This is a genomic window from Novosphingobium decolorationis (assembly GCF_018417475.1).
Taxonomy (GTDB): Bacteria; Pseudomonadota; Alphaproteobacteria; order Sphingomonadales; family Sphingomonadaceae; genus Novosphingobium; species Novosphingobium decolorationis.
This window is the reverse complement of the sequence record NZ_CP054856.1, coordinates 66,225-86,104: the sequence shown is the minus strand read 5'-3', so window position 1 is coordinate 86,104 and position 19,880 is coordinate 66,225. Positions and strand designations below refer to the sequence as shown.

Genomic DNA, 19,880 nt, shown 5'->3' with positions numbered 1-19,880 from the left:
CGCCGACAAAGCTGCCGTTGTTCATTTCCACAGAGCCGCTATGATTACCTCATGTCCGGGTTTCGCCATACCATGGCCTTTGCGGCTCTAGTCATGACAGGGACTGTCTCTTTCGCATCGTCGGTCCATTCAGGACCCTTCTATTTGCAGTTCCAGCCGCACAGCGAGAAGCTGACGGAGCCAAGCACAGGTGTGGATGTCATTGCTGATGCAATGCGAGTCTTGCCATATGCAGCATATCTTTGCTCAACTAGCGGCGATCAGCCCTATAGGCGACAGTGGCAGCGGCTAAGAATAGTTCAGAGCGAGCTTGCTGCCGCTGGAGTGTCACGGCGGAAAATCTACATTGGAACGCTCTGCGACCAGTCAGTCAAGGGCAGAGATGCGAGTCATACTCCCAGAGATTCCGTGTTCGTAGCATTAGGCCCGCCTGAAGCCATCAAACGCCTTGCACGATCAATGTGAAACGTCCGCTCCCCCCGACATTGATGCCATAGCGTCCGAAGCGGGGGCTGCTTGAAAGCGGCCGCTCATTTCTCGCGATTTGACTGGCCGACTTGGGGCGTTTCCTGCCGCCAACGGTCCCGGGCGGACGCTTACGAATGAACGCTATGATTAAAGTTAAGATGGGGAGCTATTCGCTGGATCACCGGTTCAAATTGGCGTTCAGATAAGCCCGGACTGGTCGCGGCTTCGGGAGGACGTCATGCAAATCGCGATCATTGCCCACCTCAAATATGCTATATCAGAGCCGTTTTCGGGTGGCCTAGAGATGCATACCCACATGTTGGCCCGCGCGCTTCGGCAGCGCGGTCATGCGGTCACGCTGTTCGCCTCGCTTGCTTCCGACCCGGCGCTTGGTGTCGAGGCGATCTGTGAGCAGACGTCCTTGCTCGAGACCGGCATCGCCGAGGCCAATGACGTGGCCTTCTTCCGCGAGCACCATGCCTATTTGCGCCTGATGACCGAACTGCGCAGTCGTGATTTCGACGTCATCCACAACAATTCGTTGCATTACCTGCCAGTCAGCATGGCCGAGACGCTCGCAACGCCGATGGTCACCACGCTCCACACGCCGCCCTTTTGCTGGCTGGAAAGCGGAATCCGTCTGAATCGGACCCGCATGCATTATGTCGCGGTGTCGGACGCGACGGCACGGATGTGGTCGCATGTGACAAAGGTCGACGAGGTCATTCCCAACGGCATCGACCTTGCTCACTTCCCCTTTAGCGTGGTGCCCGAGCGTGAGCCCTATCTCGTTTGGTACGGTCGTATCGTGCCGGAAAAAGGTCTAGATCTCGCGATCGAGGCGTCGCGGCGCACCGGCCTCCCGCTGCGCATCGCCGGCCCCATCACCGATTCCAGCTATTTCGAGGGTGCGATCGCACCGCTCCTTGGGGTGCACGCTGTCTATGTCGGCCATCTCGATCATGGCGCGCTCGCACAATTGGTCGGCGGAGCGGTCGCCGCGCTGTGCACGCCACGCTGGGAAGAGCCCTATGGCCTGGTGGTTGCCGAGGCGCTCGCCTGCGGTACGCCGGTCGCAGCCTTCCGTCGCGGCGGCGTGCCGGCCCTGCTCGATGAGCACTGTGGCGCGCTCGCCGACCCTGATGATGTCGATGGTCTCGCCGCCGCCGCACACATCGCAATCGCTTGCGACCGCGCGGCTTGCCGCGCACGTGCCGAGCGGCACTGCAACGCGCAGGTGATGGTTGATGCATATGAGGCGCTATATCGTCGGCTCGCTGCACCGCGGTTGGATACCCCGCCGATCGAGCAGGTGCCCCTGGCGATGGCGAGCGTCGCATGAGCCGACCCTTCTGTGTCTGCGTGCCGGCGCGCAACGAAGCGGGACGAATCGCGACGTTGATCGAGGCGTTGGCAGACCAGCAGGATGTGTGCCCTATTCGGCTGGCGCTGCTCGTCAACAACAGCGACGACAGCACCGCGGCGATCGCCAGAGCGGCGGCCAAGCGCACCGACGGTCGTGTTGTGCTCCGCCTCGAAGAACGCGCGTTCCCGGAGCCCGAAGCGCATGCCGGCTCAGCGCGCCGCGCGGCCATGACGATGGGCGTGAACTGGCTCGGCACGGACCAGGGCCTGCTGATCGCAACCGACGCCGACTGCCGGCCACCGCCAGATTGGATCGGCGCCAATCTCGCCGCCGCGCGGGCTGATCATATCGTGGGCGGTGGCATCAGACTCGACGAGCGCGAGCCCGTCGCTGCGGATTTTATGGCGATCCGTGCCGCGCTCGACGCATATTGGCAGGCAGTGCGGGACATCGAGGATAGAGTCGATCCGCTACCCTGGGACCCACCGCCGCGTCATGGCGACCATACCGGTGCGAGCCTCGCACTCGATATCGCCCTATATCGGCGCGCGGGCGGTGTACCGTGCATCGCTACTGGCGAAGACAGAGCGCTTGTTGCAAACGCCATTGGTGCCGGTGGCCGTTTAGTGCACCCCTCCTCGGTCTGGTCCCGTACCTCCGCACGCGATCTCGGCCGTGCAATTGGGGGCATGGCCGAAGAAGTGCGCCGCTGGCATGAGCTCGCCGGGTCTAACCGCCCCCTGCTGGTCCCCGACTTTCGCCACTGGCGCAAAAGGGCACAGTGGCGGCGCGACTGGCGCGCGGCGCATGGCGATGCTGCAGTCCCCGCCGCCGAGGAGAAGCTGGAGCCGATGCCCCACGACATGGCGCTCACCTGGAGGCGTGCGGCATGACCAGGCCGATCGGCTACTATGTCCATCATCATGGCGACGGCCACCGCCAGCGCGCGCTTGCGATTGCCCGAGCGCTTGGCGGTGGGATCACATTGCTCGGTACCGGCCTTGTTGGGCGCACCGAAGGCATTGACGCCATCGGCCTTCCCGACGACCGGATCGCGTTGAATTTTGGCGGCGACGATCGCACCGGCGAAACTCTCAATGAGCGCCCTTCCGCGCTGCACTACGCGCCATTCGATCATGATGGCGTACGGCGCCGGACCGCCGCGATCGCGGGCTGGATTGCCGAGGCGCGGCCCCGGCTATTTGTCGTCGACGTGTCGGTCGAGGTCGCGATGCTCGCGCGTCTGTGCTCGGTTCCCACCGTCTATGTCCGCCTCAGCGGCGTTCGCGACGACCGGCCACACGCCGATGCGTTTGCGAGCGCCAGCGCCCTGCTCGCGCCGTTCCATGCCGCGCTAGAAGATCCCTCCACGCGGCCAGAGATCGTTGCTAAGACCTTCCATGCGCCAGGGATCATTCGGTCCGCGCTGGCCGGGACCGTTGACGAAAGCCTCATTCTGGTTGTGCTGGGCCGCGGCGGCGGCACTGCCGATGGCGAGCGCTGGGCGGAAGCGGCGCGCGCGGCGCCCCATTATCGCTGGGAGGTACTCGGGCCCTGCAGCGTGCCCGCCGAGCCACCCCCAAACCTTCGCTTGCGCGGTTGGGTTGATAATGCCGAAGAGGCGATCGCGGGGGCGGGCCTGGTCGTCGGAGCGGCGGGCGATGGGCTGGTAAGCGCCGTGCTCGCGCACCGGCGGCCTTTTCTCTGTCTGCCGGAAAAACGCCCGTTCGACGAACAGTGCTCAAAGGTACGGCGGCTCGCTGCGCTCGGCGCAGCGGTGGTTGTCTGGACCTGGCCCACTCCTACCGAATGGCCCGCGCTGGTCGCATATGCCGTCGCCCAGCGCCGCGAGGGCTGGCCTGCCGCACTCGCGACCCCGGATGGCCCCGGACGCGTCGTCGACTGGCTCGCGTCGCTGCCGCTGGTGGCCGCTTTGGGGCGGCAAAGCGCGTTATGACCATGCGCCCAAGACCAGAAACGCACTGCGCCGATACCGTTGTAATCCAGCTGGCAGAGCTGGGCGCGCGCTACGATGCGGCGCCGCGCTTTCCTGCTGAAAGCTTGCGCGCCTTACGGGATGCGGGTCTGCATCAACGGTTCGCGCCGCCGGCGGCGGGCGGTGATACGTTCACAGATGGTGGAGCGGCGGCCGCCGCGATGGCCCGCGTACTGCGCGAGGTCGGACGCGGGGACCTAAGCGTGGGACGCCTGTACGAGGGTCATGTCAACGCGCTCGCGCTATTCGGCTGGTATGCCGATAGCCGCCAGCTTGAGTGGCTCAATCAGGTGCTCGATCGCGGGGCGTGGTTCGGCGTCTGGGCAACCGAAGCCCCGCCAGGGGTGCATATCGAGCCGGGCGATCCGCCGGTGCTGCGCGGCACCAAGGTATTCGCCAGCGGCTCGGGCGGCCTCAATTTTGCGCTCGTCACTGCCGCTACTCACGAAGGTGACCCCCGCCTCGCTATCGTCCCGGCCAACGATCCTGCACGCGCCGACCTTGCGCACTGGCGTGTGCGCGGCATGCGCGCCAGCGTGAGCGGGCGCTATGACCTGGACGAACTGGCGCTCGATGCGGCGATGCTGCTTGGCCAGCCCGGCGACTACGATCGCGAGCCACGTTTCACGGCTGGCGGCTGGCGCTTCTGCGCGGTCCAGCTCGGCGGCATCGAGGCCTTGCTCGCCGAGACCCGCGAAGCCATGCGGGATGCAGCGCGGGCCGATCCGGTCCAGCGTGCCCGCTTCGCCGAGGCAGTCGTTGCGATGCGCAGCGCCGGCTTCTGGGTTGCAGAGGCTGCAAAACGGTTCGTCAGTGAGGATCTCGATGCTGTGCACATTGCCCGCTTGACCCGGGGCGTCGTCGAGCAGGCGGGATTGACCGCCATGGACGCCGCCGCGCGTCTGCTCGGCACGCGCAGCGCGTTCGACGGCGAGCGCGCCGACAAGATCATCCGCGACCTATCGCTCTACCTGCGCCAGGCGGGGCCCGATCATGCGCGCGACGAAGCGGCCAAGACACTGCTCGAACGGGATCCGTGGGCGCCCGGTGACCAGCTTTGGTGAGGACGGAGCCGCTGCTCGCTAGCCGCTGGCGCCGGGCGCGATGGCTCGTCCTCGCGCCGCATGCCGATGACGAAACTCTCGGAGCTGGAGCGCTGATCGCGCATGCTGCTGGAACGGGCCGTCTTGCCGGGCTCGTCTACCTGACCGATGGGACCGGGTCGCATCCACCCGGCACGCCGAGGCTTGCCGCCATCCGGCGCAGAGAGGCACAAACCGCCTTACGGCGTCTCGGCGCTGGCGACACGCCGATCGCCTGGCTGGACTGGCGCGACGCGCACCCACATGCAGTCGGCAGCGCTGGGTTTGACAAGGAGGCGCGGCTTCTCGCGACCGTGATGCGCTGGCGCCGGGTCGACGCGGTCGCGGTGTCCGATGCGAGCGAGGCCCATTGCGATCATGCGGCGGCGTTCGCGCTTGCATCAGGCGCTATCCACCATGCCAGGCGCCGTATCGCGCTGTTCGCCTACCATGTCTGGAGCCCTCTCGATCGGCAGCGCCAATACCTTCGCACCCCGCCAATGCTGGTGGGCCGGCGGCGGCAGGCGCTCTGCGCCCATCGCAGCCAGCTTACGGTCCGGTTGGGCGACGGGTTTCGCTTGCCGCGCGCGCGGCTAGCGATGCCGTCCAGCGACCTGCTGGTTCTGCGCGAGCCGCTACGATGAGTGACCGCAGCCTCGACGCCGCCTATTTCGAAGGGATCTTTGCGTCCGACGACGATCCCTGGCAGCTAGCGTCGAGCGCCTATGAGCGCGCCAAGTTCGACCAGACAATCGCCGCGCTCGGCGATTGCCGCTATCGTCGTGCGATCGAAATCGGCTGCGCGCACGGTGTCCTCACCGCGCGGCTGTTAGCCCATTGCGATACGCTGCTCGCCATCGACATAAGCGCTGCCGCAATCGCCAAAGCCCGTTCTCGCCTGGGAACGAAGCCAGGCTTGACGCTCGCGCGTATGGCCTTTCCGCGTGAGGCGCCGCCTGCCACGGGCTTTGAATTGGCGGTGCTGTCGGAGGTGGCCTATTACTGGAGCGATGAGGATCTCGAGCGGGCGGCGCAATGGCTCGAGACGCATGTCGACTCTGGCGGATACATCCTTCTCGTCCATTATACCGGTGAAACCGACTATCCGCAGAGCGGTGATCGCGCGGTGGGCTTCCTGAAGGACGCGCTTGGCGAGGCAGTTGCTGAGGAACGCGGCGACCGCCATGACCGCTACCGCCTCGATCTCTGGCGGCGGCGCTGACCATGCTCTCGGTGCTCACCATCGTCCGCAATCGCGAGGCGCATCTCGCGCAGCTTGTCGAAGGCCTGCGCCGCAGCGTGCGCCAACCCGACGAACTCGTCGTCGTTGACATGAGCGACACGCCGGTCGATCGACCCACGGCGGCCTTTCCGATCCGGGTCGAACGGTTCGAAACGATCGGCCTGCCCCTCGCTGCCGCGCGCAATCGCGCGGGTGCAGTCGCGCGTGGCGATCAATTGCTGTTCCTCGACGTCGACTGCATCGCCATGCGCGACTGCCCGGGACGTCTCTCGACGACGCTTGACGCGCATGATGCGCTGCTCTGTGCGGACGTCCGCTATCTCGGGCCCGGCGATGCGCGGACAGGTTGGGAAGAGAAAGAATTGCTCGCGACCGGCGCCCCGCACCCTGTGCGAGACTTCCCGGTGGACGGCCTGCGCGAAGAGCCCGATGCCGGCCTGTTCTGGTCGCTCGCCTTCGCGATCCGCCGCGCACGATTCGAGGCGCTGGGCGGGTTCGACGAGGCGTTCACCGGTTACGGCGCCGAGGATACCGATTTCGGCTATCGCGCCCGGGCCATGGGATTGCCGCTGCTGTTCGTCGGCGGCGCGATCGCCTGCCATCAATACCATGACAGTCATGATCCTCCGATCCAGCATCTTGAGGACATCGTTGCCAATGCACAGCGCTTTGAAGCACGCTGGCGGGAGTGGCCGATGCGCGGATGGCTTGATCGGTTCGAGGCAATGGGGCTCATCGACTGGCAAGACGGCGCACCGGTCGTTTTGCGGCAGCCTACCGCTGACGAACGCGCCGCGACGCTCTCGACCTGGCCGAAGACCTCTCCGCCAATGTTGGCTTCGGAACGCCGGGCGGTCACACAAGGAACCAACCGCAGCGGCCATTGCCGTTCTCGTGCCAAGCAACGCTGACTTCGTTTGACGATCGATTGACCTCGAAAGCTGTTGCCCTCAGTTTCTGTGGAATCTCGATCAGCTGTGTTAATAAAAGTTAGGACAACTGTTGCGATCCTTGCGCGTCGGTCATTTTGAGCATTACAGTCGGTTCCGATTGCCTCCAACTGCCACAGTCTTGCACATTATGATCGAGAGAAGTGTCGCCCTACGGTAAGTAGCGGCGACCGAAGCGAAACGAAGACGCCATTATTAAGTGGGGGGAAGAAAGCCATCATGTCCGGTGATTGCGAAAATGTGAAGGACCAGGCGGATGTGACGGAGGCGGACTGCATGCGCGAGCGCGTCGCCGCTTTTGACTGGTCGAAGACACCGCTGGGCCCGCGTGAACAATGGCCTTCCGAGCTCAACATAGCCGTCGGCCAAATGCTTGATTCCAGCTTTCCCAAGGCGATTGTTTGGGGTCCAGAGTTCACCACCATCCACAACGATGCCTTTCTGCCGATCCTCGGAAAGAAGTCTACCGCGCTGGGCCGGTCTTTCGCGGACATCTGGGCGGAAGTATGGGAGACGATCGGTCCAATTCTTGAACGTGCGTATGCCGGAGAGCCTACGTATATTGAGGACTTCCCGCTGACGATTAACCGATCGGGCTCAGAGGAGCGGGTATGGTTCACCTTCTGCTATAGCCCCTTGCGGCTTGCCGACGGCACTGTTGCTGGAATGCTCGATACGGTTGTCGAGACAACCCCGAAAATCCGCGCCCAGGAGGAACTGGCTCTGGTCAATCAGGAGCTTGGTCATCGACTGAAGAATACGCTGTCCCTGGTGCAGGCGATTGCGTCGCAAACCCTGCGGGACGCTACGGAGCAGAAGGCAATGGACGCGTTCAATGCCAGGATTGGCGCACTGGGGCACGCACACGACATTTTGCTTCAGGCGGACTGGTTGGCGGCTTCGCTCGAGCAAGTGATCCAAGCCTCAATCGAGCCCCACGACGCGCTCGGCCAAGTCCGGTCCGAGGGACCTAGCCTAGAAATCAACCATCGTTCCGCCGTGGCGCTATCATTGATGATCCACGAACTCGCGACCAACGCGGTCAAATACGGGGCCTTATCGGCCCCGTCAGGGAAGGTTCTCGTATCCTGGAATGTAAGGGGAGATACACTCCAGCTAAGCTGGCACGAAAGTGGCGGCCCGCCAGTTACAGCACCGACATGCAACGGTTTCGGCTCACGGCTTATAGACATCGGGCTCGGCCGCCGCGGCATCGTCGATCGCCGGTTCGAGGCCAACGGATTTAAACTGGACATGCGCGCGCCACTTGCAGACCTGGTCTAAGAAACGGGGCGCCATAGGTATTCCAGGCACTTTCTATCACAGATCGGATTTTTGCTGTGCGGCCGCGTTTGCGGCCGCGATGAGGCTTTCTCCAGTTTGCCTGGCGGCCTCGATAGTCAGCGTGATTGCGATGCCGTCAGGCCCGTCCAGCACGACATGTCCCTCTTCAGCACTGGCGACGCCCGGACTGACAAACGGCTGGGTAGTACGGGTGTCGGACATGGCTGGCATCCTTTCATCGGAGTGGGTCGAGATAGAGATAGTCAGGATCAAAATCGCCTCGTTTGGCGAGCCCGGAGGCATCGGTTATCTCGACCAGCGAGGATTTGAGTACACATAATCCAGCTTCGCGCAGTTGCCGGATCGCGCGATTTGTATGCACCGTCGTGAGACCGCAGACCTCGGCAATGTCTGTCTGCGTGAGGCCAAGCGCGAAACGGCGTCCATCGCTAAGACCAACCGCCAGTAGCCGCGCATTGGTCTCACAGAGAAAATGCGCAACGCGGCCGACGGCATCGAGTCGTCCTACCCGGAACAGCCATGCGCGGTGCAGCGCAGCGTCAAGGAGCGTCGAAAACCAGAGCTTACGGGCGAATTCTTCACGCCCCGCAAGGATTTGCTGCAATGCGTCATGAGGTATAATCGCGACGGTCGCCGCCGTCAGCGTGCCGATGCTGTGGTCGAGGCGATGCATCGGATAGGCGTGAAGATCGACGAATTCACCTGCGACATGAACCGCGACTAGCTGGCGTAGGCCTTTATGGTCATCGATGTAGCGCGACATCATGCCCTCTACGAGTAGAGTACTGATCCCAATCACCTCGCCAGCTCGGACCAAAGTCGTGCGCGGCTCAAGTGTGCGGACCTCGCTGATCGCCGATTCCAGAAGGGCGCGTTCCTCCGCCGTAAGTGCAACTCCGCTACGATTGACGAGGAAACGGTCGGTGAACATGGGTTGCTGATTTTTCCAATATATCTGTGCCTGCTTTCAACACATGAGACGGTCCGGTGATCCCTCAAATGGGCTGACAAATGTGCAGAGTAACAATGATCAATTTGAATTTCGGTGCTAACTCCATTTGCCGCTCTTGCGGCATGGAAGGTCGGCCAGCTAGCCTGATTGCTCGAGAAACCCGGATTGATAAGACGAAATCCTGCCCCGTCGCACCAAGGGCCGGGCCTTCGAACAGCGATAGGGCGAGTAGAAAGCTTCCCCCACGCATGATTTTCGACGACGTCTCCAATCTTGTACGCGTGCTCGTTCTGAGCGTGCTAGCCTATCCCGCATTGATCGCCATTTTGCGTATCAGCGGCAAGCGAACGCTCGCAAAAATGAATGCCTTCGATCTCGTCGTAACGGTCGCACTTGGGTCGACCTTGGCGACGATCCTTCTTAGTAAGGATGTGTCGTTGGTCGAGGGCTTGCTTGCGCTTCTTTCGCTGGTCGCCCTGCAATATGCGATCGCGGGTCTCTCGGTTCGCTCGGCGTTTGTCGAGAGTTTGGCCAAGGCTGAACCTACGGTCTTGCTTCTCGATGGGAGGATCGACGATGCTGCGTTGAGGCGCGAACGGGTTACGCACGATGAGATGAAGGCAGCTTTGCGCGGCGCGGGTCTCGGTGACTTCGCGCTGGCCGCTGCCGTGGTGCTCGAAACAGATGGGAGCCTCAGCGTGGTGTCCGCAGAAGATGCGGGATCACGCGAAGCCTTGCCCGCAACGAGAAATCAGCCGTGAGCCAGGAACGCGACGAACTGGCCGAGAACCGGACCGATCTTGCAGAAGACCGGACGGTGCTCGCGCACGAGCGCAGTTTTGCTAGTTGGATGCGCACCGGCATGGCGTCAGTCGGCATCGGACTCGGGTTCAACGCTCTGTTCCGGATGCTAGATCCAACCTGGGTGGCCAAAGCGATCGCGACCGCTTTCCTTCTGATCGCGATCTTCGTATTCGTTTCCGCTGAGCAACGGGCATGCCATCGCATCGCTCAACTCGAGCCGCACCGCGTCGCTGCACTCAAACCCGTCCGCGTCCGGTTACTCGCTTGGTCGCTTGCCAGTGCAACTGCAAGCCTAGGCGGCGCGATCTGGTGGCTAGCCTGACCGCACCGGCCAGTTATGCGCCCGGATCGCCTTTCGCCCGGTCTTCTGCCGGATAATCCTGCGGCCGTACTGATCCCACCGACGGCCTTTTCTCCAAGGGCTCGGGCGATTGGCCACCGGCGGTTGGCGCTTCGTCCTGATGTTCGGGCCGGGCATCGCCGAGTGGCCCGCGACCCTGGCCGTTTCCGTTGTCTTTCCTGTCGTTCATTGTCCGTCCCTCCAATTATTCGGGAAGTGCGTCGAGATCGACCGTGGGCTCGCGATCCCAGAAGCGGAGCGGCGCCAGCGCCTCCACGAACCTTTTGGCGTCGGCCTTGTTCTTAAGTGGGAGGCAGCCATTGTCGAGATCATCTGCTAGACCCGCCTTGACCAGCAACGGCCGGGTTTCTTTCGAAAGGCCGATGAATTTGCAATGTGCAAAGGCGTCGGTCACGAAATCCTTCGCCGCCGCGTCCATGGCCAGCATCTGTGCGCCGTCATCTGATGCCATCACGGCGACGGCATCATAAAGGACAGATGGTCCACCGTCGATCTTCTGCTGCGCCTCCAAATGCGTCCCGTCCGAAAGGGTTGCGCCGCCGATTTTGGGCGCAATGATCTCGCACATCGCATCGGCGCTTTCCACCGCTGCGACGAGCGCGTTGACAAGGTCCGCGTCGGCGCCATCGGTAATGAGGACGCCCAGCTTGCGACCGGCAAAACTCTGCGGCCCGTTTTTCACGATGCTGAGCGCATCGGACGGCGCCAGATCCTCCATTGTGGGGCGCGCCGCCTGCGCCGGCTTGGGCATCTCAAGGCCCAGCCCCTTGGCAACGGTAGCGGCAAGATTTTCATCTATATTCCTGAGGTGGGAAACCATCCGTGACCGGATGTCAGGGCGTTCGACCTTGGAGAGCTCGAACACCAGTGCATCGCCAATATGCTTCCGCTCGATTGGTGTCTGACTCATATAGAATTGGCGGGCCTGACTGTAATGGTCAGCGAAGCTTTCAGGCCGTATGCGCAGCTTGTCGCCATCGGGCGCCTCCTCGAAGCTGCGGAAGCCACGCGTGGGGTCTTCGCGGGGCCCGCCTTGCGACGGCCCCCAACTGTTCGGCTCATAGTTGGCGCGACCGACTGGATTGCGCATGGCCATGTGTCCATCCTGCTGGAAGTGCGCGAAGGGACAGCGCGGCGCGTTGATCGGAATGTGCGTGAAATTGGGTGATCCGAGGCGCTTAAGCTGGGTATCGAGGTACGAAAAATTGCGTCCTTGGAGCAGTGGGTCGTTGGTAAAGTCGATACCGGGAACGACATTCTGTGTGCAGAAGGCGACCTGCTCGGTTTCCGCGAAGAAGTTGTCAACCAGCCGATCGAGCACCAGCCGACCCACGATGCGGACTGGAACGAGTTCCTCCGGGATTATCTTGGTTGCGTCGAGAACATCGAAATCGAATTTGTCCGCGAATTCCTGGTCGAAAAGTTGCACGCCCAATTCCCATTCGGGAAAGTCGCCAGCTTCGATTGCCGCCCATAGGTCGCGGCGGTGAAAGTCGGGATCGGCGCCGTTGATCTTGACCGCCTCGTTCCAGGCGACCGACTGCAGGCCTAGCTTAGGCTTCCAATGAAACTTGACGAAGGTCGATTTGCCGTCTGCGTCTACCAGCCGGAAGGTGTGGACGCCAAAGCCTTCCATAAAGCGAAACGAGCGCGGAATCGTCCTATCGGACATGATCCACATTACCATATGCATGGATTCGGGACTGAGGCTGATGAAGTCCCAGAAATTGTCGTGGGCGGTCTGCGCCTGCGGGAAGGCGCGGTCGGGCTCAGGCTTCGCGGCATGGATGAGGTCGGGGAACTTCATCGCGTCCTGGATGAAGAAAACCGGGATGTTGTTGCCGACAAGATCCCAGTTGCCCTCCTTGGTATAAAGTTTAACCGCGAAACCGCGCACGTCACGAGCAAGATCGGCGGAACCCTTCGATCCGGCTACCGTGGAGAAGCGCACAAAGGCTTCTGTCTTTTCGCCGACGCGCTGGAAGATATCGGCACGTGTGATGTCGCCAAGGCTCTCGGTTAGCTCGAAATAGCCGTGCGCGCCATAACCCCGGGCATGCACCACGCGCTCGGGAATGCGTTCATGGTCAAAGTGAAACATCTTTTCGCGGAAATGGAAGTCTTCCAGCAGTGCGGGGCCGCGCGCGCCCTGTTTGAGGCTGTTCTGATCGTCGCTAACTGGGACTCCCTGCGAGGTCGTCAGTACGGCAACATCCCCTCCAGCTACCTGGCGCGTTTCACCGCCGTCGCCCTGCGGTTCAGCGAAACTCTCTGATAGAGTCGGCCCGGCCGCAGCTATATTGGTGTCTTTAGGTGGACTAGACTTGGTCTTGGACGTGCGGGGTGATTTGGCCATGATAAGCTCCTGATTGCCGAAAGCCCGGGCGATCTCTTGGTGTCCCACCCAGCCCTATGCGAACGCCTGTCAGGGAATTGGGTTTCTAGGCGGCGCAGCGCATTAACAATTATCGACCTGTTTTAGGTATGGCGGCAAAATAAGGACCGTCAGGCTGAGAATGCGAGGTTGGGCATCGCCGGAACGTCAAGTGTCGGCAATTGCGACTGAAGCACATTGAGGAATGTCAACGGCGGAGCAAAAGTCGGCCATGGGGCGGCGTAAAACCAGGCCATCGTGTTACACGCCGGGGGGAGTGGCGTGAGGGCGTAGCCCGAGGGCCACTCCCCCCGGCATTGGCTTGCTTTTCAGGGTCTGATTTTGGCCTTGCGGGCCCGGCTGTGAGCGAGGCGATAGCTTTCGCCGTTCATCTCGAGGATGCTGACGTGATGGGTCAGGCGATCGAGGAGCGCGCCTGTGAGACGCTCGGATCCGAAGGTTTCGGTCCATTCGTCGAAGGGCAGGTTGCTGGTGATCAAGGTGGAGCCGCGTTCGTAACGCTGGGAGATCAGCTCGAACAGCAGTTCGGCGCCGGTCTTGGAGAGCGGTACGAAGCCCAGTTCGTCGATGATGAGCAGTTTGTATCCGACCATCTGCTTCTGGAAGCGCAGGAGACGCCGCTCGTCGCGCGCCTCCATCATTTCGCTGACCAGCGCCGCCGCAGTGGTGAAGCCCACCGACAGCCCTTTCTGGCATGCTGCCAGTCCGAGCCCCAACGCTACGTGCGTCTTTCCGGTGCCCGATGGCCCCAGAGCGATGGCGTTCTCACGCCGCTCGATCCACTCGCAGCGCGCCATCTCGAGCACCTGCATCTTGTTGAGCCTGGGGATGACGGTGAAGTCGAAGCTGTCGAGGCTTTTGACGGCGGGGAAGCGCGCGGCCTTGATGCGCCGCTCGACCATACGACGCTCCCTGTCGATCATCTCCATCTCGACAAGGCGGGCGAGGAAGCGGATATGATCGACGCCTTCAGCGGCACATTGCCGGGCGAGCTTGTGGTGCTCTCGCAGGCACGTAGGCAGCTTGAGTGCCTTGAGATTGTGAGCGAGAAGAAGCTCCGGGGTCTGATCGCTCATGCGGCCTCCTGCTGGTCGGAGAGCAGGCTCAGATAGGCTCTGGCAAAGGTCTTCTCGACCGTTGTGCGTGGCAGGAAGGGATAGACGTCCGTGTCCAGCCCGGCGGTACGCGTTCGACCCGGCACAGGGCGAGGTGCTTGACGGCATCGAAGCCGATGGCGCCAAGATCAATGGCCTGTTCCACCGCCGCCTGGAGATCGGCGAGGGTGAACGTTTCCAACAGGCGCAGCACCTGTACATATTCACGCCTGCCATGCTTGTGCATGCGGCCTTCCATCAACCGCTGCAGTGTCGTGAACGCTTCGGGCAAATCCCAGCCCTGCAAAGGCGCGGCACGGTCGAATGCGTTGATCTTCTGCTCGATCAGCGGGAGATAGTGGAGCGGGTCGAAGATAACCTCCTCGCGGGCATAACAACGAGGATGACGGGCGATGACTTCGCTGCGGCAGCCGACCACCACCTCATCGACATAGGCCCTGATCCAGACCTCCTGATGGCCCGAGCCACCGGAACCGAATAATCGTTGGTCCTGTAGCGCACCGGGATTGCGAGGAGACCCGCCCGCTCGTCTGATCGCAGGCCTCGAAGGGTGTAGCGGGCAGAGGCTGCATGGCTGCCAGATCGCGTTGCAAGCGCTCACCGATCGTCTCGCTCTGTCCGCGCACCTTGTCCTGCTGGCGCTTGCGGCATTGCTCCTCCAGCCATAGGTTGAAGGCCTCCCAGGTCGGGAACTTCGGGATCGGCACCATGAAATTGCGGCGGCAGTAACCAACCAGCCCTTCCACATTGCCTTTCTCGTTCCCTTGCCCGGGCGGGCATAGCGGTCGCGGATCACGTAATGCGACAGGAAAGCGCTGAACAGCGTGGCACGCTTACGCGTGCCGTCTGGCAGGATCTTCGCCACAAGGCAGCGATCGTTGTCATAGACGATCGAGCGCGGCACCGCGCCGAAGAACGCGAAGGCATGAACGTGTCCGTCCACCCGGCCTCCGCCACCGCCGCCGGATAGGCCCGCACATAGCAGGCATCACTGTGCGGCAGATCGAGTGCGAAGAAGTAGGCCTTCTGCTGCACCCCGCCGATCTCCACCAGCGCTTCCCCGAAATCGGCCTGCGCATCCCCCGCCGGGTGGGCCAGCGGCACGAACATCTCCCGGCTGCGTTGCTCACGCTCGCGGATGTAATCCTTGATGATCGTATAGCCGCCGGTGAAACCATGCTCGGCGCGCAAGCGGTCGAATACCCGCTTCGCCGTATGGCGCTGTTTGCGCGGGACGCAGCGGTCCCCTTCAAGCCATCCATCAATGATCGCCACAAACCCGTCCAGCTTCGGACGCTGCGGGACAGATTGACGCCGGTAACCCGGTGGCGATGAAAACGACAGCATCTTGCGCACCGTGTCGCGCGACACATTGAAACGCTTCGCCGCCGCCCGCTGGCTCATGCCATCCGCGCAAGCCAAACGGACCTGAAGATAAAGTTCCACGCTGTAGATCCCCACACCTCCCTGACTTGGCAGAAAGGCTTCAAGGTGGACGACTTTTACGCCGCCCGCAGCAGGACTATCCCGCCGCTAGCGTGGTCGAATATTGCTCCGCCGTTCTCAATCAACACGCTGTCTTTAGTATCTTTTTTACCGCCTCCCGCTTGCGATTTGTCGCGTACGGTGTGCTCTTCCGTCCCCAGCTTAGAGGGTTAGATCCCAGTGTCATGACCTGCACGGGATCGACGGTTTTGAAATCCCAAGAACAAGGGATGAAGACGATGCCGCTCGATTGCCGATTGTGTTAAAGATCGATCGAGTCCGCCGGCAGGAAGAATGGTGCGCGGACATCCCACCGGGAGCATGGATATGGCGGACGTAACACTGAGCGCGACGCCCAAAGGCAATGGTTTCCAGGCAACCGTTACCTATTCGAACGGCGTGTCGATCAGTTCGGCAGAAGCCTTTCCGACGAAGGCCGAGGCCATTTCAGCAGCGGCCATGAAGGTACTCGACATGCCCGATCGGCTGGAGGAATTCGATGCGTCGGACGCCAAGGGCTGATGCTGCAGGGAATGCTCGCGCGAAACCTACGGGAGCGACAATACGGGACCCGAGCAAATCGAGTAGGGGGGCGCCTCACGGCGCCCCCCTCTCACACCACCGGACGTACGTACTGCGTATCACGGCGGTTTCCGGTACGGTTTAAGGCGGCATGTTGGAGAGCGAGGCTTGAGAGACCTGCCTGATCGAACCATGCGTTGGGCATGCCGTGGGCGGCCTGAGGGCTGCCCGACAGGCGCCACCAGCCCTTTCCCGAGAGCGCGAAGATCCAAGCCTGCCATTCTGGGACGCCGTTTTCCCTTAAGAAAGTGGCGATCGTCATGGTGCGCTTGCACTGTTTGAGCCGGACGCAGCGAAGCTTGCGCCGGAGCCAGCTGTCGATCTCGCGCAAAACCGTCTGAGCCCGGGCGTGTCGGTAGTAGGTGACCCACCCTGTAGTGAAGGCATTGGTCTGTGCGATCATCGCCGCGAGGCTGATGCCTCGGTTGCGGCGCGTAATCGCCCTGAGCCGCTCCTTCAGCCGCGTGAGACTTTTGTTCGCTATGCTCAAAAAGCCTCCCGCTGTCAGACGGTGGCCGAGGAAGGTACGTTCCCGGACGTGTGCAACCGCGCTCTTGGCCTGATTGACGCGGGTCGGAGCTTGCCTTCCAGCAAGGCGGTAACCGAAGCCATGACGCGCTCCCCCGCTGCCTGTGACCGTACATAGATGTTACAGTCGTCGGCGTAGCGGCAGAACCGGTGGCCCCGGCGTTCGAGCTCCTTGTCGAGGTCATCCAGAATGAGGTTAGCGATCAGCGGCGAGAGAGCCGCCTTGCGGGGTCCCCTCCTGCCGTTCGACGTGCACACCACCCGACAGCATCCCGGCCTGTAGAAACCGGCGGATGATGACGAGCAGGCGTGGGTCGGCGATGTGCCGGGCCAGACGGGCCATGACGATGTCGTGGTTCACCCGATCAAAGAATTTCTCGGTCGAGGTCTACGACGATCGCATAGCCGTCCCGCACATAGTCGGGCCTGACGCAGCGCATCGTGTGCGCCGCGTCCGGGGCGGAACCCAAAACTCGATGCCGAGAATGTCGGATCAAGGACGGGATCCAGGACTTGCAGTATCGCCTGTTGTACCAGCCGGTCGACAGCCGTCGGAATGCCCAGCTGGCGCACTCCTTTCCCGCCGGGTTTGGGAATTTCAACTCCGCGCACCAGGCTTGGACGGTAAGTACCGTCGAGTAACGAGGCGATCAGCCTCTCACGGTTTCCTGCAATCCAGTCACGCAGGTCGGGGACGGTCATCCCGTCCACGCCCGGCGCCCCCTTGTTCGCTTTCACCCGCTTGTAGGCTTGGTTCAGGTTGGCCGAGCTGGCCACCTCCTCCATCACGTAACGCGTCAAGGCGAGGGGCTCGGCCCATGCCGTGGGTGATTGCCGCTCCTCGATCGTCCCAGCGCCAGTTCCGCCTTTGCCGGTGACGTCGTGGCCAAGCGATGCCTTCAGGGCTTCATCGAAGAAGTCCTGCTGCTTCCCGCTACCTTGCTGCCGCTCCACACCCATCGAATGTGCCCAGTCTTGCTCCTTGGGTACCGAATTTGGTCCTTCGCCGGCTTGCGCCCGCTACTATGACCGCTGCTGACTTCTCCGGGCCCATCCAGCAACATCACTGCCGCTGTTCTCCGGATCGTCCGGAGAGGCCAGGAGATCTCCCGGGGTAAGACGTTGATCCTTCACTCGGTCGCTGCCGGATTTACCAATGCGCGCGTCTGTCTGGCTATCGGACATCCCCATCCATTGCTGGGTTATCCCGCCGCACCGGCCTTCTATCCGATTCCTGTTCGTCAGCTCCGAGCTTTGCCTCCGGCTTCCTCCCCACCCCGCCTCGCGGCGACGCAGTTGCCTTCAGCTAGCAGTTCCCACCAGCAGGCCTGCAAAGGACTTACACCTCCTGCATCAACGCCGTGCCCGGCACACAAAGAAAGGAGGAAGCCCTGACGGACTTCCTCCTTGTGTGTAGCCTCAGAATTCATCGCTCAGCTTTCCGGGCACAGTGTCGATGACCCGGTCCAGCATGGACTTGGGCAGTGCGCCGTAATCGCCCTCATCGACCGCGATGTAACCTGTCTCACCATCGGTCAGGACATATTGGGTGAAGTAGCTGTGAAGGGACCGGGCATGAGCCTTGTCGAGTGCAGCAACGAAAGCTGCCTGATCTGCCTGGAATGAACCCTGCGCGATATTCAGTGAAGCGTACATGATCTTTCCTCCTGATGTTCGATGCGTCGCATCAGGAGCTGCGAAGATGTGGGTGACGGGCCGGGTCAGGGACCGCGCATAGCGCGGCCGCGAAGCGGCGATGGGGGAAACGATTTTTGCCGGGCTTGCCCGGTAAAAATGGTGGGGCCCCGTCGTCCTTGACGCGGCCCCAAAGCCCGCATCACACTTGGACTTTCTGCGAGAGAGACCTCTCCAACGTCAGCGTGAAAAGCACTGGCATTGCGGCAAAAACCGCTTTCCTACATGGCCCCATGCTGGCACTGTCGCGCGTGGAGGGGACCAACGGCCAGCGAAAGGACAATCTCATGGCCAGGTCCAAACCGAGCGCGCGTAATGCGCTCAAGAAACTGCGTGAACAGCGCGAAGAACTCGATGCACAGGAGGCCAGGCTCCGTGATGAAGCAGCCGGCGAACTGGGCAAGGTTCTTCTCGAATGCGGAGCCGAGACTATCGAACCTGCGCAACTGAAGCAGCTCATCCGCGCATCGCTTACCATCGGGATCGACGATGCTCTCAAAAGGCTCTCCCCCGCCTGACACTTAAACCGCGGCGGGGTGTGGGCTCGATGCTCCGCCCCGCCGATCACGCCCGCGAGCACAAAAAAGGCCCCGATGGCGCGAACCATCGGAGCCTTGTCGTTTGCGGGAGGCTCTCAGTCCTCATCGATGTCGGGCGCACCTTCATTGTTCGACGCTCGGCCCTTGGTGAGGAAGTCCACCTTGTCGGCGAGTACCCATCCGGTGAGCCCCGCCTTGTCCGGCGGGTGAACGACCGGTCTTAAGAGCGCTCGTATGAGCGAGCTTAGGAGCGGAGCATGGGTCAGATCACGGTGATGGCGGGGCCGGAGCGTCGGCGGCGTTGGAGCGAGGAGGAGCGGCTTGATATCCTCGCCGAGGCCTTTGCGCCGGGTGCCTGCGTTGCTGACGTATCCCGGCGGCGCGACGTTTCGACCAGCCTGATCTACACTTGGCGGCGCAAGTTGCAGGAACAGGCGGAAGCAGCGTCGTTGCCGGTACCAAAGGTAACATTTGCGCAGGCCGTGCTCGCCGATGATGAGCAGCCTGCCGATCATGATCCGTGCGCCGCGATCACGGTCGAACTGGGCGAAGGTTGCTGCGTGCGTATTTCGTCGTCTGCATCGGCTACGCTGGTTTCGGCGACATTGAAGGCGCTGCGATGATCCCATCGGGCGCGAGAGTCTGGATCGCGATGGGCCACACGGACATGCGCAAGGGCATGCAGGGGCTGGCCTTGCAGGTGCAACAGGGCCTGAAGCGCGATCCGCATGGCGGCGACCTGTTCGTGTTCCGCGGGCGGACGGGATCGCTGGTCAAGATCATCTGGCACGACGGCATCGGCATGTCGCTCTATGCCAAACGGCTCGAGAAGGGGCGCTTCGTCTGGCCCTCGGCTCGGGAAGGCATGGTCTCGCTGACCAATGCGCAATTGTCCTGCCTGCTGGAGGGGATCGACTGGCGTAATCCCCAGTATTCGTGGCGTCCGCAGAGCGCCGGATAGGTGCGGCATTTTCTTCGTTGGCTAGCGCATTTTTGGCTTTGACCGGAGGCCGA

At 62.2% G+C, this 19,880-nt stretch carries 23 protein-coding genes and 1 pseudogene; 14 read left to right on the top strand and 10 right to left on the bottom strand.

Features of this window, described 5'->3' with window-relative positions; all coding sequences use genetic code 11:
• Positions 1 to 706: 706 nt before the first annotated feature.
• The 8 genes from HT578_RS00475 to HT578_RS00440 all read left to right on the top strand — a co-directional run bounded on the left by HT578_RS00475 (position 707) and on the right by HT578_RS00440 (position 8,389).
• Positions 707 to 1,810, top strand: coding sequence for a glycosyltransferase (locus HT578_RS00475; RefSeq protein ID WP_213501473.1), 1,104 nt, complete (start codon positions 707 to 709; stop codon positions 1,808 to 1,810).
• Positions 1,807 to 2,727 carry a glycosyltransferase family A protein gene (locus HT578_RS00470; RefSeq protein ID WP_213501470.1) on the top strand — a complete coding sequence of 307 codons (921 nt, stop codon included), beginning with the start codon at positions 1,807 to 1,809 and terminating at the stop codon, positions 2,725 to 2,727. Before HT578_RS00475 ends, HT578_RS00470 begins: the two co-directional genes overlap by 4 nt.
• Complete coding sequence (locus HT578_RS00465) at positions 2,724 to 3,791, top strand: glycosyltransferase (RefSeq protein WP_213501469.1); 1,068 nt, start codon at positions 2,724 to 2,726, stop codon at positions 3,789 to 3,791. Before HT578_RS00470 ends, HT578_RS00465 begins: the two co-directional genes overlap by 4 nt.
• On the top strand, positions 3,788 to 4,894 hold the full coding sequence (locus HT578_RS00460) for an acyl-CoA dehydrogenase family protein (RefSeq protein WP_213501467.1): 1,107 nt from the start codon (positions 3,788 to 3,790) through the stop codon (positions 4,892 to 4,894). Before HT578_RS00465 ends, HT578_RS00460 begins: the two co-directional genes overlap by 4 nt.
• Positions 4,891 to 5,556 (top strand): PIG-L deacetylase family protein, encoded by a 666-nt coding sequence (locus tag HT578_RS00455; protein ID WP_213501465.1) that lies wholly within the window; start codon positions 4,891 to 4,893, stop codon positions 5,554 to 5,556. Before HT578_RS00460 ends, HT578_RS00455 begins: the two co-directional genes overlap by 4 nt.
• Positions 5,553 to 6,134 (top strand): SAM-dependent methyltransferase, encoded by a 582-nt coding sequence (locus HT578_RS00450; protein WP_213501463.1) that lies wholly within the window; start codon positions 5,553 to 5,555, stop codon positions 6,132 to 6,134. The genes HT578_RS00455 and HT578_RS00450 overlap by 4 nt, the downstream gene beginning before the upstream one ends.
• 2 nt (positions 6,135 to 6,136) lie before the next feature.
• Entirely contained in the window at positions 6,137 to 7,066 is a 930-nt protein-coding gene (locus tag HT578_RS00445) for a glycosyltransferase family 2 protein (RefSeq protein ID WP_213501445.1), read from the top strand.
• A 258-nt stretch (positions 7,067 to 7,324) separates the two neighbouring features.
• Complete coding sequence (locus HT578_RS00440; protein ID WP_213501443.1) at positions 7,325 to 8,389, top strand: sensor histidine kinase; 1,065 nt, start codon at positions 7,325 to 7,327, stop codon at positions 8,387 to 8,389.
• 36 nt (positions 8,390 to 8,425) lie between these two features.
• Here the strand turns inward: HT578_RS00440 and HT578_RS00435 are convergent, their stop codons facing one another.
• Both HT578_RS00435 and HT578_RS00430 read right to left on the bottom strand, forming a co-directional pair.
• The gene (locus HT578_RS00435) at positions 8,426 to 8,611 is read right to left on the bottom strand and encodes a hypothetical protein (protein WP_213501441.1); all 186 of its coding nucleotides are present in this window, start codon (positions 8,609 to 8,611) and stop codon (positions 8,426 to 8,428) included.
• A gap of 13 nt (positions 8,612 to 8,624) precedes the next feature.
• Positions 8,625 to 9,341 (bottom strand): Crp/Fnr family transcriptional regulator, encoded by a 717-nt coding sequence (locus HT578_RS00430; RefSeq protein ID WP_213501439.1) that lies wholly within the window; start codon positions 9,339 to 9,341, stop codon positions 8,625 to 8,627.
• A 269-nt stretch (positions 9,342 to 9,610) separates the two neighbouring features.
• On the opposite strand from HT578_RS00430, the gene HT578_RS00425 reads away from it, so the two are divergent.
• Complete coding sequence (locus HT578_RS00425) at positions 9,611 to 10,123, top strand: DUF421 domain-containing protein (protein WP_213501437.1); 513 nt, start codon at positions 9,611 to 9,613, stop codon at positions 10,121 to 10,123.
• A complete protein-coding gene (locus tag HT578_RS00420; RefSeq protein WP_239026415.1) occupies positions 10,120 to 10,488 on the top strand; it encodes a YidH family protein in 369 nt (122 codons plus the stop codon). The genes HT578_RS00425 and HT578_RS00420 overlap by 4 nt, the downstream gene beginning before the upstream one ends.
• Positions 10,489 to 10,711: 223 nt before the next feature.
• Here the strand turns inward: HT578_RS00420 and katE are convergent, their stop codons facing one another.
• The 3 genes and pseudogenes from katE to istA all read right to left on the bottom strand — a co-directional run bounded on the left by katE (position 10,712) and on the right by istA (position 15,483).
• Positions 10,712 to 12,883, bottom strand: a complete 2,172-nt coding sequence (gene katE, locus HT578_RS00415; protein WP_213501435.1) for a catalase — start codon at positions 12,881 to 12,883, stop codon at positions 10,712 to 10,714.
• A 347-nt stretch (positions 12,884 to 13,230) separates the two neighbouring features.
• Positions 13,231 to 13,998, bottom strand: coding sequence for an IS21-like element helper ATPase IstB (gene istB / locus HT578_RS00410; protein WP_213500153.1), 768 nt, complete (start codon positions 13,996 to 13,998; stop codon positions 13,231 to 13,233).
• Positions 13,995 to 15,483: pseudogene (gene istA, locus HT578_RS00405) on the bottom strand (IS21 family transposase). Before istA ends, istB begins: the two are co-directional and overlap by 4 nt.
• A 366-nt stretch (positions 15,484 to 15,849) precedes the next feature.
• Between istA and HT578_RS00400 the strand changes: the two are divergent.
• The gene (locus tag HT578_RS00400) at positions 15,850 to 16,044 is read left to right on the top strand and encodes a dsRNA-binding motif domain-containing protein (RefSeq protein ID WP_213501433.1); all 195 of its coding nucleotides are present in this window, start codon (positions 15,850 to 15,852) and stop codon (positions 16,042 to 16,044) included.
• A 91-nt stretch (positions 16,045 to 16,135) separates the two neighbouring features.
• Here the strand turns inward: HT578_RS00400 and HT578_RS00395 are convergent, their stop codons facing one another.
• From HT578_RS00395 to HT578_RS00375, 5 genes are all read right to left on the bottom strand, one after another.
• Positions 16,136 to 16,594: a group II intron maturase-specific domain-containing protein gene (locus tag HT578_RS00395; protein ID WP_213501431.1), complete on the bottom strand. Its 459-nt coding sequence runs from the start codon at positions 16,592 to 16,594 to the stop codon at positions 16,136 to 16,138.
• A 14-nt stretch (positions 16,595 to 16,608) separates the two neighbouring features.
• Positions 16,609 to 16,890 carry a reverse transcriptase domain-containing protein gene (locus tag HT578_RS22530; RefSeq protein WP_213501430.1) on the bottom strand — a complete coding sequence of 94 codons (282 nt, stop codon included), beginning with the start codon at positions 16,888 to 16,890 and terminating at the stop codon, positions 16,609 to 16,611.
• Complete coding sequence (locus tag HT578_RS00385; protein ID WP_213501428.1) at positions 16,829 to 16,993, bottom strand: hypothetical protein; 165 nt, start codon at positions 16,991 to 16,993, stop codon at positions 16,829 to 16,831. The genes HT578_RS22530 and HT578_RS00385 overlap by 62 nt, the downstream gene beginning before the upstream one ends.
• Positions 16,990 to 17,592, bottom strand: coding sequence for a reverse transcriptase domain-containing protein (locus HT578_RS00380; RefSeq protein WP_213501426.1), 603 nt, complete (start codon positions 17,590 to 17,592; stop codon positions 16,990 to 16,992). Before HT578_RS00380 ends, HT578_RS00385 begins: the two co-directional genes overlap by 4 nt.
• Positions 17,593 to 18,051: 459 nt before the next feature.
• Entirely contained in the window at positions 18,052 to 18,288 is a 237-nt protein-coding gene (locus tag HT578_RS00375; RefSeq protein WP_007011056.1) for a hypothetical protein, read from the bottom strand.
• Positions 18,289 to 18,560: 272 nt separating this feature from the next.
• Here HT578_RS00375 and HT578_RS00370 point away from each other — a divergent pair, with 272 nt between their 5' ends.
• From HT578_RS00370 to tnpB, 3 genes are all read left to right on the top strand, one after another.
• A complete protein-coding gene (locus tag HT578_RS00370; protein WP_229668155.1) occupies positions 18,561 to 18,845 on the top strand; it encodes a DUF6437 family protein in 285 nt (94 codons plus the stop codon).
• Between the two features lie 278 nt (positions 18,846 to 19,123).
• The gene (gene tnpA / locus HT578_RS00365) at positions 19,124 to 19,489 is read left to right on the top strand and encodes an IS66-like element accessory protein TnpA (RefSeq protein ID WP_008604013.1); all 366 of its coding nucleotides are present in this window, start codon (positions 19,124 to 19,126) and stop codon (positions 19,487 to 19,489) included.
• The gene (gene tnpB, locus HT578_RS00360) at positions 19,486 to 19,827 is read left to right on the top strand and encodes an IS66 family insertion sequence element accessory protein TnpB (protein WP_008604014.1); all 342 of its coding nucleotides are present in this window, start codon (positions 19,486 to 19,488) and stop codon (positions 19,825 to 19,827) included. Before tnpA ends, tnpB begins: the two co-directional genes overlap by 4 nt.
• Positions 19,828 to 19,880: the final 53 nt, after the last annotated feature.

Coding starts and splice junctions, on each gene's coding strand:
- HT578_RS00475 (WP_213501473.1), top strand. CDS start 707: ATGCAAATCGCGATCATTGCCCACCTCAAATATGCTATATCAGAGCCG.
- HT578_RS00470 (WP_213501470.1), top strand. CDS start 1,807: ATGAGCCGACCCTTCTGTGTCTGCGTGCCGGCGCGCAACGAAGCGGGA.
- HT578_RS00465 (WP_213501469.1), top strand. CDS start 2,724: ATGACCAGGCCGATCGGCTACTATGTCCATCATCATGGCGACGGCCAC.
- HT578_RS00460 (WP_213501467.1), top strand. CDS start 3,788: ATGACCATGCGCCCAAGACCAGAAACGCACTGCGCCGATACCGTTGTA.
- HT578_RS00450 (WP_213501463.1), top strand. CDS start 5,553: ATGAGTGACCGCAGCCTCGACGCCGCCTATTTCGAAGGGATCTTTGCG.
- HT578_RS00445 (WP_213501445.1), top strand. CDS start 6,137: ATGCTCTCGGTGCTCACCATCGTCCGCAATCGCGAGGCGCATCTCGCG.
- HT578_RS00440 (WP_213501443.1), top strand. CDS start 7,325: ATGTCCGGTGATTGCGAAAATGTGAAGGACCAGGCGGATGTGACGGAG.
- HT578_RS00435 (WP_213501441.1), bottom strand. CDS start 8,611: ATGTCCGACACCCGTACTACCCAGCCGTTTGTCAGTCCGGGCGTCGCC.
- HT578_RS00430 (WP_213501439.1), bottom strand. CDS start 9,341: ATGTTCACCGACCGTTTCCTCGTCAATCGTAGCGGAGTTGCACTTACG.
- HT578_RS00425 (WP_213501437.1), top strand. CDS start 9,611: ATGATTTTCGACGACGTCTCCAATCTTGTACGCGTGCTCGTTCTGAGC.
- katE (WP_213501435.1), bottom strand. CDS start 12,883: ATGGCCAAATCACCCCGCACGTCCAAGACCAAGTCTAGTCCACCTAAA.
- istB (WP_213500153.1), bottom strand. CDS start 13,998: ATGAGCGATCAGACCCCGGAGCTTCTTCTCGCTCACAATCTCAAGGCA.
- HT578_RS00400 (WP_213501433.1), top strand. CDS start 15,850: ATGGCGGACGTAACACTGAGCGCGACGCCCAAAGGCAATGGTTTCCAG.
- HT578_RS00380 (WP_213501426.1), bottom strand. CDS start 17,592: ATGGGTGTGGAGCGGCAGCAAGGTAGCGGGAAGCAGCAGGACTTCTTC.
- HT578_RS00375 (WP_007011056.1), bottom strand. CDS start 18,288: ATGTACGCTTCACTGAATATCGCGCAGGGTTCATTCCAGGCAGATCAG.
- HT578_RS00370 (WP_229668155.1), top strand. CDS start 18,561: ATGCTGGCACTGTCGCGCGTGGAGGGGACCAACGGCCAGCGAAAGGAC.
- tnpA (WP_008604013.1), top strand. CDS start 19,124: ATGGGTCAGATCACGGTGATGGCGGGGCCGGAGCGTCGGCGGCGTTGG.
- tnpB (WP_008604014.1), top strand. CDS start 19,486: ATGATCCCATCGGGCGCGAGAGTCTGGATCGCGATGGGCCACACGGAC.